The organism is Coprococcus sp. AF102-57 (genome assembly GCF_027686195.1).
GTDB lineage: Bacteria > Bacillota > Clostridia > Lachnospirales > Lachnospiraceae > Allocoprococcus > Allocoprococcus comes.
The window spans coordinates 1-16305 of record NZ_JAQCSY010000034.1 but is presented as its reverse complement, the minus strand read 5'-3'; the positions used below and the strand labels follow the sequence as shown (position 1 = coordinate 16305).

The following is a 16305-nucleotide window of genomic DNA, read 5'->3' as shown; positions in this document are numbered from 1 at the left end:
CATATAGATGTTATTTTATCTGCGATATACTTCTCTATCTGCAAGTAACTATACCTCATTTCTGTTATTACATGTTCTTATTGTACCTGTAATAGCAGAAAAATATTAGTTATCAATTTTGCAAGTAATTAGTTTTATTATAGGAAGTACATCCGTAAAATAAAATTTGAAGATACTTTCGTTTCTGCAAAAGTCTTTTTCGCTTATATTATCTTAATAATATCACAGACAGCTACGTTTGTCACATAAAAGTTTGGAAACTCAAACAAAAAAGTAACCATTTAACCTTGACTTTTTATTTGCGGACTACTTATAATCCTTTTACAAACTCAACTGTATTTTTTATATCTTCCTCATCCGGATGTCCTTTTGCAATACCCCCTACCAGTTTAAATGGACCAAATGTGTCATAACCCTTGCATCCGAATTTTCCTATCACTTTAGAACGCTTCTCGTCCAAAATCTGCTCTATGGATTTATAATTCGCACTTCCACCATAAGTACAGATCAGAAATACCTTTTTATCGTCCGGTAGATTCTTCTCTGCAAATCCCAATATCGACTGATGAAATTTTGAAAAATAGATTCCTGATGCAAATCCAATCATATCATAACTGCTCAGATCTACATCTGGCTGTTTTACAGCATCAATCAAATCGACCTGGCATTCTTCTGCTATGCCCTTTACTAGTTTTTCTGTATTTCCATGATGTACAGATGCATATACGATTGCTTTTCTCATTTGTTTTCCTTTCTGCCTGTCTCCATTGTTTTAGTATTCTTTTGAAATTTCTCCTGTACCATCATGAGCATTTTTTCAAAAGACTGTGCAAACCTTACATCATCTTCTTCTGTTCGTTTTTTCGGTCCCTTGATATGATTCTTATGGGAACTTCTTCTGGCTTTTTTATTCAAATGACGTTCCATGAGCATCTGTTCAATATTGTCATTCGTGTACCATTTGCCCGATTGATGAATGGCATATGCACCTTTTCCTAGTGCCATTGCTGCAACACCATAGTCCTGTGATACGACAATATCTCCTTTATGGCAGATACTAATCAGTTTATAATCTACTGCATCTGCTCCTGCCCCTACTACAATCACTTCGCTATAATCAGAATACAAAATATGATTTGTATCACACAGCAATGTAGTTGGAATATTATATTTCTCTGCTATTGTCTCGATAATATCTACTACCGGACATGCATCTGCATCTACAAATATCTGCACTAGTGCCTCTCCATTTCTTTTTATATCTAAAATCTACTACAATAGAATTATACCACTATTCCCTCTTTTCACCAAACACTATTCTAGCACCACATCCCGCCGCTGACACTCTCATAGCAGAACCATTCCCATAACTTCCGTATGGCTTAGGATTTCTTTCTCTAAACCAATACCTGAATCTTCCACCATAACCTGCATATGGATATCTTTTTCCCCAATCCTGCATGTTAGTTACTACCGCTTCTTCTATTTTCTTTACTGTAGCTTCCGTTCCGACTGCAAGAAGAGCTTCTCCAACTGCTATTGTCATAACAGAATCATCTGTAAAGCTACAGCCTTTACTAAACAAATCAAACTTTTTTGTAATTAACTAAAATTAGTCAATTCTTACACGTTTTCTATTTTTCAAAAAAACCTCTATTTTCCTTATAAAACGGTTGCTTTTTCTATAAACTATAGTATAATAAACCTTGTCGTGTGTATAGAAATACTAAACTCTAGGTTTATTTTTATTTTTACAAACAATTTACAGAAAGGAGCTATTTATGAACATCGGACAGAAAGTAAGGGAGCTCCGTATTGCGAAAAATCTTACCCAGGAAGAACTTGCAGACCGGAGTGAGCTTTCGAAGGGATTCATTTCCCAGCTGGAACGGGATCTTACTTCTCCTTCTATCGCCACACTGGTTGATATTTTGCAGTGTCTCGGCACCAATCTGAATGAATTTTTCAGCGATGACGAGGAAGAACAGGTTGTCTTCGGTGATGAAGATTATTTTGAAAAAAAGGATACTGATCTGAAGAATACGATTGAATGGATCATTCCGAATGCCCAGCGCAATATGATGGAACCGATCCGTCTTACCCTGGCTCCGGGCGGTGCAACCTACCCGGATCTTCCACACGAAGGTGAGGAATTCGGATACGTGCTTCAGGGTTCCGTCAAAATCCACGTAGGCAATAAGGTCTACAAAGCTAAAAAGGGAGAATCCTTTTATTTTACTCCCCACGCAAAGCATTATATAGAAGCATCGTCTTCTTCCGGGGCACGCCTGATCTGGGTCAGCACTCCCCCAAGTTTTTAAGTACACAGGAGGATTATACATATGCCAAACAAACTGATTGACATTGTTGGTGTTTCCAAATCATATGGAGACAATCTGGTTCTGGACGACCTGAACCTTTATATCAGAGAAAATGAATTTCTCACACTTTTAGGACCTAGCGGCTGCGGAAAGACAACGCTTCTGCGTATCCTCGGCGGATTCGAAAATCCGGACTCCGGAAAAGTAATTTTCGATGGAAAGGACATTACATCCCTTGCACCGAATAAACGACAGCTCAACACTGTTTTCCAGAAATATGCGCTTTTCACCCATATGACCATTGCTGAAAATATTGCTTTTGGTCTGAAGATCAAAGGGAAATCAAAATCTTACATCGATGATAAGATTCATTATGCATTAAAACTGGTCAATCTGGAAGGTTACCAGAACCGTTATCCGGATTCTTTAAGTGGGGGGCAGCAGCAGCGTATTGCCATCGCCCGCGCCATTGTAAATGAACCAAAAGTTCTTCTTCTGGATGAACCTCTCGGTGCCCTGGATTTAAAGCTCCGCCAGGACATGCAGTATGAACTGATCCGTTTAAAAAATGAGCTGGGAATTACATTTATCTACGTTACCCACGATCAGGAAGAAGCCCTCACCATGTCTGACACGATTGTTGTCATGAATCAGGGATACATCCAGCAGATCGGTACACCGGAAGATATCTACAACGAGCCGGAAAATGCTTTCGTAGCCGACTTCATTGGCGATAGCAACATTTTCAATGCCATCATGGTACGCGATAAGCTGGTCAATATTGTCGGTGCCGAATTCCCGTGTGTGGATACCGGATTCGGAACCAACAAACCGGTCGATGCGGTCATCCGTCCGGAGGACATCGATCTTGTAAAACCAGAAGAAGGCACATTAAAGGGTGTCGTTACCCATCTGATTTTCAAAGGAGTCCACTATGAAATGGAAGTCCTTGCCAACAACTATGAATGGCTGGTACACAGCACCGATATGTTCCCGGTTGGCACTGAGGTTGGAATCCATGTTGACCCGTTTGATATTCAGATCATGAAAAAACCGGAATCTGAAGATGAGGAGGCTGTAGGAATTGAAGAATAGCAAACGTCTCCTGGCAGGGCCATACCTTTTCTGGGCAGTTTCTTTCATTATCATTCCTCTGATCATGATCTTCTATTATGGTCTGACTGACAATGACGGAAAATTCACCTGGATGAACCTTGCCAAAATCACAACACCTGAGAATTTAAAGGCTCTGGGGCTTGCACTTCTGCTTGCATTTGTCAGCACAGTGATCTGCCTGATCCTTGCCTATCCTCTGGCAATGATCCTCGTCGGAAGAAATGTAAACCAGTCCAGCTTCGTAGTACTTGTTTTCATCCTTCCGATGTGGATGAACTTTCTGCTCAGAACTCTTGCATGGCAGAACCTCCTGGAGAAAAACGGTGTCATCAACTCCGTTCTCCATTTCTTCGGACTGCCTTCATGGAACATTATCAACACACCGACAGCGATCATCCTCGGTATGGTCTACAACTTCCTGCCGTTCATGGTGCTGCCGATTTACAATGTACTTGTAAAGATTGACAAAGATGTTATTTCCGCAGCCAGAGATCTCGGTGCCGGAAATATCCAGACATTTACCAAGATCATCCTTCCGCTTAGTGTTCCGGGTATCATCAGTGGAATCACTATGGTATTTGTACCTGCACTTACAACCTTCGTCATTTCCAACCTCCTCGGTGGAAGCAAGATCCTTCTGATCGGAAATGTCATCGAACAGGAATTCCAGCAGGGAAGCAACTGGCATGTAGGAAGTGGACTTTCACTTGTCCTGATGATCTTCATCATTGCAAGTATGGCTCTGATCGCCAAATACGATAAAGACGGGGAGGGCACAGCATTCTAATGAAAAAGAAATTACAGAATTTATATTTACTGCTGATCGTGATCTTCCTCTATGCTCCGATCATGACACTGATGGTTCTGTCCTTTAACAGTTCCAGAACCCGTGCCAAATGGGGCGGATTTACCGGAAAATGGTATGTATCCCTTTTCCAGGATGAAGCGATCATGAGCACCTTATACAACACCCTGATCATCGCACTTCTTTCTGCGCTGATTGCAACCGTGATCGGAACTTTGGCTTCCATTGGAATCCAGAGTATGAACCGCAAGTTCCGTACCTTTATGCTGGGTGTCACCAACATTCCGATGCTGAACGCAGATATTGTGACTGGTGTATCTATGATGCTGCTGTTCATCGCATTCCGTATGAACATGGGATTTTCGACAATCCTGATTGCACATATAACCTTTAATATCCCGTATGTCATCCTAAGTGTCATGCCAAAACTAAAGCAGACCAACCGGCGGACCTATGAAGCCGCACTGGATCTGGGTGCTTCCCCGATCTACGCTTTTTTCAAAGTCGTATTTCCGGATATCCTTCCAGGAATTCTTTCCGGTTTCCTGCTTGCATTTACCATGTCGCTGGATGATTTTGTGATCACCCACTTTACCAAAGGACCTGGAATCGATACCCTGTCTACCAAAATTTACAGTGAAGTACGAAAAGGAATCCGTCCGGAAATTTACGCACTCTCAACGATCATGTTTGTAACGGTGCTCTTCCTTCTCTTCCTGGTCAATTTAAAACCGGAAAAAGAAGTTCACGAAAAAGACGGCACGATCCGTAAGCCATCCCGTGCACACCACACGATACGTCTCGTCGTAACACGTGTCGTACCGGCACTGCTCGTGATCGTCATTACAGCCGGCGGATTTTTCTACAATTCAAAGACAAAGATTTCCGGTTCCGAAAAGGTAATTGTCTACAACTGGGGCGAATATCTGGATCCGGATGTCCTGGATATCTTTGAAGAAGAAACCGGTATCCAGGTAGTCTATGAAGAATACGAAACCAATGAGATCATGTACCCGAAGGTGCAATCCGGCGCTATTTCCTATGATGTGGTCTGCCCTTCTGACTATATGATCCAGCGTATGATCGAGAACGATCTTCTTGACGAGATCAACCGGGATAATATTCCGAATATCAAAAATATCGGACAGACCTATATGGATCAGTCCAAGGCATTTGACCCGGAAAATAAATACTCTGTTCCTTATTGCTGGGGAACTGTCGGAATCCTTTACAACAAAACCATGGTAGACGAACCAATTGATTCCTGGTCTGTTCTCTGGGATCCAAAGTACAAGGACAGCATTCTGATGCAGGACAGCGTCCGCGATGCATTCGGTGTTACCTTAAAATATCTTGGATATTCCCTGAACTCAACCGACCTGGACGAGCTGAACGAAGCGAAGAATCTTCTGTTCAAACAGAAACCACTGGTTCAGGCATACGTCGTTGACCAGGTGCGTGACAAGATGATCGGAAATGAAGCAGCCATCGGTGTTATTTACTCCGGTGAAGCCATTTACACACAGAAAGAAAATCCAAACCTGGAATACGTGATCCCGAAAGAAGGATCCAATATCTGGATCGACTCCTGGGTAATTCCGAAGAATGCAGAGCATAAGGAAAATGCAGAAAAGTTCATCAACTTCCTCTGCCGTCCGGACATCGCACTGAAGAACTTTGAGTACATCACCTACTCGACTCCAAATGAAGCAGCACGGGAACTGATTGAAGACGAGTCCATCCGCAACAGCAAGATTGCATTCCCGGATGCAAGCGAGCTCTCCGGATGTGAGACTTTCAAATTCCTTGGAGATAAAAACGATGCTGTCTACAATGAATTATGGCGGGAAGTGAAATCAAAGTAATGTGGGAAAGAATTCTGAATTATACAATAACCGAACAGAAAACTTCCAATATCCATGAGTTTTTAAAAGCTCATGGATATTCTTCTTCTCTGATCCGGGCAATCAAAGAAGATCCGGAAGGAATCCGTCTGAACGGGGACCCGGTACTGGCGCGCACTCTTCTTACTCCCGGCGACCAGCTTGCCATCCGGATTACCGAAACAAAATTCTCCGAAAATATTGTTCCGTCAGATCTGCCTCTTTCGATCGTATATGAAGATCCGGACCTGCTGGTCATCAATAAACCTGCCGGAATGCCAATTCACCCTTCCCAGGGAAATTATGACAACACACTTGCCAATGCCTGCGCATGGTATTTCAAAGAGAAAGGCGAGCCTTTTGTATACCGTTGCATTAACCGGCTTGACCGGGACACCACCGGTCTTCTGATCATTGCCCGGCATCTTTACAGTGCCTCTCTCCTCTCTGCCATGATGGCACGCCGGGAAATCCACCGGGAATATCTGGCACTTGCCACGGGAATCATCCCGGAAGACGGAACCATCACTGCTCCAATTGCCAGAAAAGAGGGTTCTACCATCGAGCGCATGGTCGATTTTAAACATGGTGAATACGCCTGCACCCATTACCGCAGGCTTTCCATTACAGATACAGATCCGGTCTACTCTCTGGTTGCCTTAAAGCTGGATACCGGACGCACTCATCAGATCCGGGTGCACATGAATTACATCGGCCATCCGCTTCCGGGAGATTTTCTCTATAATCCGGATTACAGCCATATCAGCCGTCAGGCACTTCACTCACATCATCTGCGTTTCCGGCACCCAATCACAGGCGAAGAAATGCATTTCACAGCGCCTGTGCCTGAAGATATGTTACTCTGATAAATATATTTAAGTGATTCCCATCCCCGGCACATAATACACTTTTTATGGAAGAATTTTCCATATGTATTTTCCGGTCAAACAGAAGAAGAGCTCCTGAGAGAACAAAGATATTCATTCTCCCAGAAGCTCTTCTTCTGTTTATTTCTTATTTCTGACGACGGATCACACTAAAAAAACAGCGGAACGGATTCAAACTGCCTTTATAATCTATATCGCTCTCTTACCATGTGACCAGCTTCAACATTCTACAAATCGAAACATCCGCCTCCAATAAATTCCCTCAAAATCGAATTCTGCGGAACATACTCACTTCCGATCCCCACAAAATAATCCAGGAATTTGAGCAGTCTCTTCGCTTCCTGATATTCGGCGCAGTCCTTCTCAATTCCGAACAGGATCGGTTCTGCATAAGCTTTCAGAACTGCCAGCTCATAAAGAAGAGCTGAATTGAACATCACATCCGCGTCTTCCTGATACGGGAAAATATTGTTCTCTTCCCCTCTTCTCACCGACTGCCACATAGCGATCGTCTGCTTTGCCGAAGTACCTCTGGTTCTTGCATCACGCACCATCCGGCGGATCAGACGTCCATCTGTTGATGCAATCCGGTTATGCTCATCGATATTCAGCTGGGTCAGTGCACTGATATAGATCTTGAATTTATTTTCTTTTGGCAGATCATGGGTCAACGCATCATTCAGACAATGAATGCCTTCGATCACCAGAATATCCTGCTCACCAAGCTGCATATAATGTCCGTTATATTCCCGTTTTCCGGTCTTGAAATTGAACGTCGGAAGCTCAATCCGTTCTCCTGCAAGCAGCTTTTTCAGATCGTGATTAAAAAGTTCCACATCCAGTGCTTCCAAACACTCATAATTCGGCTTTCCTTCTGCGTCCAGCGGTGTATCCACACGGTTCTTAAAGTAATCATCCACCGAAATCGGATGCGGGACCAGACCGCTTACCCGGAGCTGGATGGAAAGCCGTCTGGAAAATGTAGTCTTTCCTGACGAAGAAGGACCGGCAATCAAGACAAACTTTTTCTGCGGATTTCCTGCAATCTGCTCTGCGATCTGCGCAATCTTCTTCTCCTGCATTGCCTCCTGTACCAGAAGCAGTTCCTTTGGATTGGCGCTGCCGCCTGTCACATAATCATTCAGTGCCCCTACCGTCTCAATTCCAAGCATATCACCGCCACGCGTAGATTCCTTCAGCACATGGAACAGCTTATTCTGAGGCTGAAACGGAGGTATCTTTTCCGGTTCAGCTGCCTCCGGCATCTGCACTACAAATCCCTCATCATATAAATATAATTTAAAATATTTCAGATAGCCGGTTGATGGAACCATATAGCCGTAATAGTAGTCCTCAAATTCATTGATACTGTAAATATTGACTGTAGACACTCTGCGATACCGGAACAAACGCTCTTTATCCTTCATACCGTACTTTCGGAACATTTCAACCGCTTCATCGGTATGAACCGATCTCTTCCGGATTGAAAGATCCATATCTGCCATTTCATGCATCCGTTCTTCAATCCTTGCAAGCAGTTCCTGATCCAGCTTCTGATCTCCTTTTATTGTACAATAATACCCTTTATCTACAGAAAAATGGATTCTCACCTGTTCTATCTTATCGTGTCCGATTGTATCATATACTGCCTTCACCAGCAGAAAACTTACACCACGGCGATAGGTAAGATTTCCAATTGTCTCGCCTGTCGTCACAAAATGGAGCGCACAATCCTTTTTCAGCTTCTTCCCAAGCTCCTGAAGCTTTCCATTTACATATGCAAGAACAATATCATGTGGGTATCTTTCCTGATATTCCCCGGCAATCTGCAGATATGTGGTTCCTGCCGGAAAACTTTTCTCTTCCCCGTCAATCTGTACTTTGTACATCTGCTGTTCCATATTTACCGCCTTCTTTCTGCCTTACGGCGCTTTGACAAATCTGTCTGTTTTCTCCCCGCTCCCAAACACCTTACGTCAAAACCCAGAATGGCTGCCGGATCTTTGCTGTCCGGATCTCTGCCTCTGGAAATTTCTCCCGGCAAAAATGTTCCATATCTGCAATAAAGATATGCTCCACGCCATAGTGTCCGGCATCAATTACTGCCATTTTTTGCGCAACCGCATCAATCCCCTCATGGTGATCAATGTCACCTGTCACCAGTACATCCACACCTTTTTCCAAAGATACGGAAATTGCGCTCTTCCCGGAGCCCGGAAAAACACCAAGGCGATGTACCTGCATATCCGGCTCTCCAAAAATTTTCACATTCGGAAGATCAAATGCTTTTTTTACCATTTCCGCACAGGATTTTAAATCCATCGGCTGTGCCAGATCAGCAACTCTTCCGATTCCAACCGGAACTTCGCCGGATTCTGAATGCATGCTTCCCGTCACTTCCAGAACCTCCGGTTCACTCAGTTCAAGTACCTTCCCAGCAAGCTCTGCCATTCCCATTACATCATAATTGGTATGCATCGCATAGTAAGAAATGTCATCCCGGATCAACTTCAGTACTCTTCTGCCGATAAAATCCTCGTCATTGATCTTTTTCATTGCTTTAAAGATCATCGGATGATGTGTGATCAGCATATCTGCGCCCCAGTCTGCTGCTTCTTCGATCACTTCATCCGTCGCATCCAGTGCAAGATAGATCCGCTTTACTTCTTTATCGCTTCTTCCGACCTGCAGTCCTACATTATCCCACTCCATAGCATAGTGCTTTGGAAAACGTGCTTCTATTTCTTTTATAATTTCTCTGCAAATCATCATTTTCCTCCTAAAAATACCGGTCAAGCAGGTCTTCTGCTCTCTTTATCATATGCAGAACCTCTGCACTTCTCTCCTTCGTGCGTTCACTCTCCTGCACCCGAAGCTTTTCATACACGCCCTGATTCACAGACAGTTCCTTTTTCAGATATTCTCCCATCACCGGGTGACCCTTCTCTAATAAATATTTTCCATATTCAAGCTCTTCTTCTGCTGCCGGAACACCCTCCGCATAAAGACCTTTCTGCTCTGTCGGGATCACCTTCATCATCGGATAGTATTTGCCATCCTCTTCCACCATGTCCTCTGCAACGATACGAAATCTATGTTCTTCCAGATAACGGCGGACTTTCGCAAGCTCTGACTGCGGCTGCAGGATCAGTTCCTTTAAGCTTCTGGTTTTTGCCGGATCCTCATTCAAAATGTGTATGACAAGACCGCCGCCCATTCCGGCGGCGATCATTGTGTCAGCTTCTTCCATTTTCAAATTCACCAGACCATCAGAAAGACGGGTAACGATCTTCCCATCCAGTCCATGTTCAAGGATATGTGTATCCGCTCTCTCTAATGGTCCTTTGTTAATATCCATGGCAATTGCGGATGGAACCAGCCCGTTCTGTGTCAGATAGATTGGGATGTAAGCGTGATCTGTTCCCACATCCGCAAGACGCATTCCCGGTGTGACAAGATCCGCCACTGCCTGTAATCTTTTTGATAATTCAGCCATCTTCTTAATCCAAATAATCTCTTAATTTTCTGCTGCGGCTTGGATGACGAAGCTTGCGGAGTGCTTTTGCTTCAATCTGACGGATACGCTCACGGGTGACATCGAACTCTTTTCCGACCTCTTCCAGTGTACGTGCTCTTCCATCACTCATGCCAAAACGCAGGCGGAGAACCTTCTGCTCTCTCTCTGTCAGTGTACTTAAAACTTCATCCAGCTGTTCTTTCAGAAGTGTCTGCGCTGCTGCTTCTGCCGGAACAGGTACATTGTCATCCTGGATAAAGTCGCCCAGGTGGCTGTCCTCTTCCTCACCGATCGGAGTCTCAAGAGAAACCGGTTCCTGGGAAATCTTTAAGATTTCACGCACACGGTCTACCGGCATGTCCAACTCTGCAGCGATCTCTTCCGGCGTAGGTTCACGTCCAAGCTCCTGCAGTAACTGTCTGGATACACGGATCAGTTTGTTGATCGTCTCTACCATATGAACCGGTATACGGATGGTTCTCGCCTGGTCAGCAATCGCACGTGTGATTGCCTGACGGATCCACCATGTTGCATAGGTACTGAACTTAAATCCCTTCTGATAATCAAACTTCTCTACCGCTTTGATAAGTCCAAGGTTTCCTTCCTGTATAAGATCCAGAAACAGCATACCACGTCCCACGTAACGCTTTGCAATGCTGACTACCAGTCGCAGGTTGGCTTCTGCAAGACGCTTTTTCGCTTCTTCATCACCATCTGCCATTCTCTTTGCCAGCTCAATCTCTTCTTCTGCTGAAAGAAGCGGAACCTTACCGATCTCCTTCAGATACATACGGACCGGATCTTCGATGCTGATTCCGTCCGGAACAGACAGGTCGATCTTCTCCATATCCACTTCGTCTTCATCCGAAAGCATGATCTCCAGATCATCATCATCCACATTGGAGTCATCATTTATCTGAAGCACATCGATCCCATTGGCCTCCAGGTACTCAAATACCTTGTCCATCTGTGTCGGTTCCAGCTCCATATCCCGGAATGCATCATTGATTTCCTGGATTTCAAGAATGTTCTTCTTTTTCTTCGCAAGGGCAACCAGATTTTTTAATTTTTCCTGAAACTTTACTACGTTCTCTTCCATGTAGTGTCCTTCCTCTCATCGCTTGTTTATATTCTATCCCTAATTAATGGAAATATGCAGTTTATGAAGGTCCTGCACTGCCTTCTTCGCATTCATAAGCCTTTGCAGCCCCTGAATGTCTGTCGGATCCAGATTCCGGGTTGCGGTTTCGATACTGTACTCCTTTACCCGGAGAATCGTCTCCTTGATCGCTTTTTCCTGCTCTCCCGCAGTCGTCAGCTCTTTGATTCTCGTATTGAAAAGTGCTGCCACCGCGCGGTGTTCCTCTTCCTCTGTAAAATAATTCATGATCTGCGCAGGATTCAGTTCTCCTTTTGCATGCTGTTCATACAGAAGTTCAGCAACTTTCCGGTACAGCTCCACCGTAAAATCCTCCGGCGTAACATAACGGCTTACCTGATCAAACAGCTCTTCCCTGTCGATCAGCCAGGTAAGCAGAATCTTCTGTGACCGGATATGACCATCCTCTTTTGGCGTTTCCTGGCGGATCGTCTGTCTCGGCTTTGTGGCCGGAGCTGCCATTCCGCTCTGAACTGCTACCTTGACAACCAGCTTCTTAAGTTCTTCGTAGCCGACGTGATAAGTCTTTGCCACCGCTTCTATGTAATTGTCACGTTCAATTTCTTCTTCAAAACGTGCCAGCCTTCTCGCCGCCTCTCTGAGGAATTCCGTCTTTCCTTCCGGTGCATTCAGGTCATAACCTTTTTCCAGCATCTCAAGACCGAACATAAAGCTGTTCCTTGCTTTCCTGATCCGCTCTTCAAATGCCTCAGCTCCAAGATTCTTGATGAATTCATCCGGATCCTTGTACGGTTCCATCCGGATCACGCGGGTCGTCACACCGGCCTCCCGAAGGATCGGATCTGCCCGGAGTGCCGCTTTAGTTCCGGCTTCATCACTGTCATAGGTCAGATAGACTTCATTCACATACCGTTTGATCAATGCTGCATGTCCTGCTGTAAGTGCAGTTCCAAGTGATGCAACTGCATTGGTAAATCCCGCCTGATGGAGCGAAATTACATCCATATAGCCTTCACATACAATAAAATACGGCTTTCTTGATGTTCTCGCCCGGTGAAGTCCGTACAGATTCCGGCTCTTATCAAAGATCAGAGTCTCCGGTGAGTTCAGGTACTTTGGCTTCCCGTCACCCATCACACGCCCGCCGAATCCGATCACACGGTTATTCACATCCATAATCGGAAACATGACACGGTTCCAGAATTTGTCGTAAACTCCGTGCTTTTCATCGACATTTACCAGACCGGCTTTGATGATCATCTCTTCACTATAACCCTTCATCTTCAGGTATCGAAACAGATCGTCACTGTATTTGCTGGAATATCCAAGTCCAAATGCGGTGATCGTCTCCTGGCTCAACTGACGGTTCTGCAGGTATTCTCTTGCCTGCCTTCCGCCCTCCGTCTTCAACTGCGCATAATAATACTTGGCCGCCAGCTTGTTCATTTCAAGCAGTGCACTTCTCGTATCCGCTCTTTCTTTCGCTTCTTTTGAATATTCCTCCTGCGGAAGCTCCACACCGGCACGCTGTGCCAGAAACTTGAGTGCTTCTACAAAAGAATAATTCTCATACTCCATAATGAAGGTAAATACATTTCCTCCTGCTCCGCAGCCAAAGCAGTAATACATCTGCTTATCCCTGCTCACAGAAAAAGAAGGAGATTTCTCACTGTGAAACGGGCAAAGTCCGAAATACGAACTCCCCTGCTTCTTCAGCTTCACATATCCGGAAATCACATCTACGATATCATTTTTCGATCTTACTTCTTCTATAATCTCATCTGAATAATACATTATGTCCTACACCTTCCTGGCAGGGTTCGCGCACCTTGCGCAACCCCTACATAATATATATTCGACAAAACTTTTTTATTTCCTTTAAAATTCCCAAGATTGTGGAATAAAAATTTCTTCAAACTTTTTTACGGCAAAATTATCCGTCATTCCTGCTATGTAATCACACACTGCAATCTCCGGCATTTCCCCCTTCTGCAGCTGTTTCAGATACTGCTCCGGCATCTTTTCCATGTGCGTTTCATAATAAGAATACAGATCTTCGACCATTCGGATTGCTTTGTCCTCTTCGCCCTTTGCAAGTGGATTCTCATAAACATGGGTAAACATATATGTCCGCAGCTCCATCAATGCTTCACGGACTTCCTCTGACATGCAGATCTTCGGTTTGTCCATGCTGTTTACGATCACATCATGGGTAAGTGTGTTCAGACGCTCTCTTTTACTGTTGCCCAGAACTTTTCGCAGCTCTTTGGGCAGTTCCTCTTCATTCATGATCCCCGCCCTTACTGCGTCATCAATATCATGGTTCACATAAGCAATCTTATCAGACAGTCTGACAATCTGCCCTTCCAGTGTCGCAGGCATGCCCGCACTTTTGTGGTTGCGGATTCCATCGAGCACTTCCCAGGTCAGGTTCAGTCCCTCCCCATGTTTCTCCAGCACCTCTACTACACGGACACTTTGTTCATTGTGTTTAAATCCACACGGACACACGTTGTTCAGAGCTCTCTCTCCTGCATGCCCAAACGGAGTATGCCCAAGATCATGCCCCAGTGCAATTGCCTCCACCAGATCTTCGTTCAGCCTGAGCGCCTTTCCGATCGTCCGGGCGTTTTGCGATACTTCCAGCGTATGCGTCAGCCGTGTCCTGTAATGGTCTCCGATTGGTAGGAGAAACACCTGCGTCTTCTGCTTCATGCGCCGGAATGCCTTACTGTGCAGGATCCGATCTCTGTCCCTCTGAAAAACCGGTCGGATATCACACTGTGGCTCATTTCTCTTTCTCCCCCGGGAAGCCATGCTTAACGTGGCACAGGGGCTTAGATATTCCTTTTCTCTTTCTTCCATCTGTTCCCTGATCGTCATTTTTTATTTTCTCTCTTCTTTCAGTCGTTTCTCGATTGCTTCTGTCACGCATTCCAGAACTTTAATACGTGCATAGTATTTATCATTTCCTTCCACTACGATCCACGGTGCATGTGGCATAGAAGTCTTTTCCAGCATTTCTTCTATCGCCACCTCATACTGATCCCATTTTTCCCGGTTTCTCCAGTCTTCATCGGTGATCTTCCACTGTTTTTTCGGATTTTCCTGTCTGGCTTTAAACCTTCTCGCCTGCTCATCCTTGTCAATCTGCATCCAGAATTTCAGCACGATTGCTCCTGCATTTACCAGATCCTGCTCCATGGCATTGATTTCCCCATAAGCTCTCTCCCATTCTTTTTCGGTGCAAAATCCTTCAATCCTCTCTACCATCACTCTTCCGTACCAGGTTCTGTCAAATATCGCAATATGGCCGGCTTTCGGCATTGCACGCCAGAAACGCCACAGATAATGATGTGCTTTCTCTGTATCACTCGGTGACGCTGTCGGATTAACCACATATCCTCTCGGATCCATATGTGAAGTCAGACGTTTGATCGCACCGCCTTTTCCTCCGGCATCCCATCCCTCAAAGCCAAGGACAACCGGAATTCTCCTGCGATAAAGTTCTCCATGCAAATGTTCCATCTTTTTCTGAAGCTCTTTTAAGCGTTCCTCATAAACCTTTTTTGGCATGGATTTGGAAAGATCCGCCTTTGCCAGAATGGATTCTGCTGTTTCCCTTTTCACTTCCGTTTTCTTTTCCAGACTACCTTTTTCTTCCAGTTCCTTTCTTGCGACTGCTTCTTCCATTGCCTGGATCACCGCCTGATAAACAGCCACTTTAGCTTCTTTCTTCTTTGTAGCATCGATCACTGTCCACGGTGCGTAATCTGCATCCGTTTTCCGCAGCATCTCTTCATTGATTGCTTTATACTCTTTAAAATCATGGTTCCGCTTCAGATCGCCTTTGCTTACCCGCCATGCAGTATCCTTGGAAACAAGCAGTTTCTCAAAGCGCTTTTTCTGTTCTTTCCGGTCAATCTTTAAAAACAGTTTGATGATCACCATTCCATCATCCGTCAGCTGTTTTTCAAACGCACGGATCGATGCAAAATCCTTTTCCAGCTCTTTTTCCGGTGTTTTTCCTTCAAAACGTTCAATCATAACTCTCCGGTACCAGCTGGTATCAAAAATCGCAATTCTTCCCTTTTCCGGGATCTTCGTCCAGAAACGCCACATAAAAGGATGCATCCATTCCTCTTCCGTTTCATTTTTTACCGCATATACTTTAAAGCCTCTTGGATCGAGTGCCTGGATCAGATTACCAATCTGAAGTCCTTTTCCTGCTGCTCCATAACCCTCAAACGCGATCATCACCGGGATTTTTTTCTCCCTGCACACTCTTTGCAGTTCTCCAAGCTGCTCTCCCAGTTCTTTTATATCCTTCATTTTTATATTTTTATCCATAAAATGCCTCCATTTCACCAGTTTCTGCTCTTATTATCCCCAAATCCATTGATAAAACGCGCAATTAACGCATACAATTATATATCATATTACTATATTTTCTCATAATAAGAAAGTGGATTTGTAAAATTATTGAATTATTTATCTTTTCGATATTTTTCGTAATATATTGCGAATTAAAATTTCTTTTAAATTTTTGTTGACTTTGTGTTTGGAATATAGTATTATAGCTTTTGTCAGCGGCGAGCAGTTAAAAAATAAAGCTCACTGAGTGATATGCGGAAGTGTCGGAACTGGCAGACGAGC

At 44.4% G+C, this 16305-nt stretch carries 15 protein-coding genes; 5 read left to right on the top strand and 10 right to left on the bottom strand.

The annotated features are described in order from the left end of the window. Positions 1-310: 310 nt before the first annotated feature. From PGZ10_RS15670 to PGZ10_RS15660, 3 genes are read right to left on the bottom strand one after another with little or no spacing between them, the layout of a single operon-like run. Positions 311-742: a flavodoxin family protein gene (locus tag PGZ10_RS15670; protein ID WP_055260898.1), complete on the bottom strand. Its 432-nt coding sequence runs from the start codon at positions 740-742 to the stop codon at positions 311-313. Continuing rightward, on the bottom strand, positions 739-1236 hold the full coding sequence (locus tag PGZ10_RS15665; protein WP_117834005.1) for a YaiI/YqxD family protein: 498 nt from the start codon (positions 1234-1236) through the stop codon (positions 739-741). Before PGZ10_RS15665 ends, PGZ10_RS15670 begins: the two co-directional genes overlap by 4 nt. Positions 1237-1291: 55 nt before the next feature. After that, positions 1292-1546: a hypothetical protein gene (locus PGZ10_RS15660; protein WP_117556196.1), complete on the bottom strand. Its 255-nt coding sequence runs from the start codon at positions 1544-1546 to the stop codon at positions 1292-1294. Positions 1547-1781: 235 nt separating this feature from the next. Here PGZ10_RS15660 and PGZ10_RS15655 point away from each other — a divergent pair, with 235 nt between their 5' ends. Genes PGZ10_RS15655 through PGZ10_RS15635 form a run of 5 tightly spaced genes read left to right on the top strand, consistent with a single transcriptional unit; the run spans position 1782 to position 6991 of the window. Then, positions 1782-2321, top strand: a complete 540-nt coding sequence (locus tag PGZ10_RS15655) for a helix-turn-helix domain-containing protein (protein WP_008374904.1) — start codon at positions 1782-1784, stop codon at positions 2319-2321. Between the two features lie 21 nt (positions 2322-2342). Further along, entirely contained in the window at positions 2343-3416 is a 1074-nt protein-coding gene (locus PGZ10_RS15650) for an ABC transporter ATP-binding protein (RefSeq protein WP_117556198.1), read from the top strand. After that, positions 3406-4224: an ABC transporter permease gene (locus PGZ10_RS15645; RefSeq protein WP_022220522.1), complete on the top strand. Its 819-nt coding sequence runs from the start codon at positions 3406-3408 to the stop codon at positions 4222-4224. Before PGZ10_RS15650 ends, PGZ10_RS15645 begins: the two co-directional genes overlap by 11 nt. Then, positions 4224-6107 carry an extracellular solute-binding protein gene (locus PGZ10_RS15640; RefSeq protein WP_270541793.1) on the top strand — a complete coding sequence of 628 codons (1884 nt, stop codon included), beginning with the start codon at positions 4224-4226 and terminating at the stop codon, positions 6105-6107. Before PGZ10_RS15645 ends, PGZ10_RS15640 begins: the two co-directional genes overlap by 1 nt. Further along, positions 6107-6991 carry an RluA family pseudouridine synthase gene (locus tag PGZ10_RS15635; protein ID WP_270205224.1) on the top strand — a complete coding sequence of 295 codons (885 nt, stop codon included), beginning with the start codon at positions 6107-6109 and terminating at the stop codon, positions 6989-6991. Before PGZ10_RS15640 ends, PGZ10_RS15635 begins: the two co-directional genes overlap by 1 nt. Before the next feature lie 248 nt (positions 6992-7239). Here PGZ10_RS15635 and PGZ10_RS15630 read toward each other — a convergent pair whose 3' ends face one another. The 7 genes from PGZ10_RS15630 to pap all read right to left on the bottom strand — a co-directional run bounded on the left by PGZ10_RS15630 (position 7240) and on the right by pap (position 15999). Then, positions 7240-8913 carry a nucleoside kinase gene (locus tag PGZ10_RS15630; protein WP_270541791.1) on the bottom strand — a complete coding sequence of 558 codons (1674 nt, stop codon included), beginning with the start codon at positions 8911-8913 and terminating at the stop codon, positions 7240-7242. A gap of 70 nt (positions 8914-8983) precedes the next feature. Then, the gene (locus PGZ10_RS15625) at positions 8984-9781 is read right to left on the bottom strand and encodes a Nif3-like dinuclear metal center hexameric protein (RefSeq protein WP_044999230.1); all 798 of its coding nucleotides are present in this window, start codon (positions 9779-9781) and stop codon (positions 8984-8986) included. A gap of 10 nt (positions 9782-9791) precedes the next feature. After that, the gene (locus PGZ10_RS15620) at positions 9792-10508 is read right to left on the bottom strand and encodes a tRNA (adenine(22)-N(1))-methyltransferase (protein ID WP_055297074.1); all 717 of its coding nucleotides are present in this window, start codon (positions 10506-10508) and stop codon (positions 9792-9794) included. 4 nt (positions 10509-10512) lie between these two features. Next, entirely contained in the window at positions 10513-11628 is a 1116-nt protein-coding gene (gene rpoD / locus PGZ10_RS15615) for an RNA polymerase sigma factor RpoD (RefSeq protein ID WP_195368184.1), read from the bottom strand. A gap of 39 nt (positions 11629-11667) precedes the next feature. Continuing rightward, positions 11668-13443 carry a DNA primase gene (dnaG, locus tag PGZ10_RS15610; protein WP_270246060.1) on the bottom strand — a complete coding sequence of 592 codons (1776 nt, stop codon included), beginning with the start codon at positions 13441-13443 and terminating at the stop codon, positions 11668-11670. 84 nt (positions 13444-13527) lie between these two features. Continuing rightward, positions 13528-14532: a deoxyguanosinetriphosphate triphosphohydrolase gene (locus PGZ10_RS15605; RefSeq protein WP_270541789.1), complete on the bottom strand. Its 1005-nt coding sequence runs from the start codon at positions 14530-14532 to the stop codon at positions 13528-13530. Positions 14533-14535: 3 nt separating this feature from the next. After that, positions 14536-15999 (bottom strand): polyphosphate:AMP phosphotransferase, encoded by a 1464-nt coding sequence (gene pap / locus PGZ10_RS15600; RefSeq protein WP_117556214.1) that lies wholly within the window; start codon positions 15997-15999, stop codon positions 14536-14538. Positions 16000-16305 lie beyond the last annotated feature (306 nt).

Coding starts and splice junctions, on each gene's coding strand:
- PGZ10_RS15670 (WP_055260898.1), bottom strand. CDS start 742: ATGAGAAAAGCAATCGTATATGCATCTGTACATCATGGAAATACAGAA.
- PGZ10_RS15660 (WP_117556196.1), bottom strand. CDS start 1,546: ATGACAATAGCAGTTGGAGAAGCTCTTCTTGCAGTCGGAACGGAAGCT.
- PGZ10_RS15655 (WP_008374904.1), top strand. CDS start 1,782: ATGAACATCGGACAGAAAGTAAGGGAGCTCCGTATTGCGAAAAATCTT.
- PGZ10_RS15650 (WP_117556198.1), top strand. CDS start 2,343: ATGCCAAACAAACTGATTGACATTGTTGGTGTTTCCAAATCATATGGA.
- PGZ10_RS15640 (WP_270541793.1), top strand. CDS start 4,224: ATGAAAAAGAAATTACAGAATTTATATTTACTGCTGATCGTGATCTTC.
- PGZ10_RS15635 (WP_270205224.1), top strand. CDS start 6,107: ATGTGGGAAAGAATTCTGAATTATACAATAACCGAACAGAAAACTTCC.
- PGZ10_RS15630 (WP_270541791.1), bottom strand. CDS start 8,913: ATGGAACAGCAGATGTACAAAGTACAGATTGACGGGGAAGAGAAAAGT.
- PGZ10_RS15625 (WP_044999230.1), bottom strand. CDS start 9,781: ATGATTTGCAGAGAAATTATAAAAGAAATAGAAGCACGTTTTCCAAAG.
- PGZ10_RS15620 (WP_055297074.1), bottom strand. CDS start 10,508: ATGGCTGAATTATCAAAAAGATTACAGGCAGTGGCGGATCTTGTCACA.
- rpoD (WP_195368184.1), bottom strand. CDS start 11,628: ATGGAAGAGAACGTAGTAAAGTTTCAGGAAAAATTAAAAAATCTGGTT.
- dnaG (WP_270246060.1), bottom strand. CDS start 13,443: ATGTATTATTCAGATGAGATTATAGAAGAAGTAAGATCGAAAAATGAT.
- PGZ10_RS15605 (WP_270541789.1), bottom strand. CDS start 14,532: ATGACGATCAGGGAACAGATGGAAGAAAGAGAAAAGGAATATCTAAGC.
- pap (WP_117556214.1), bottom strand. CDS start 15,999: ATGGATAAAAATATAAAAATGAAGGATATAAAAGAACTGGGAGAGCAG.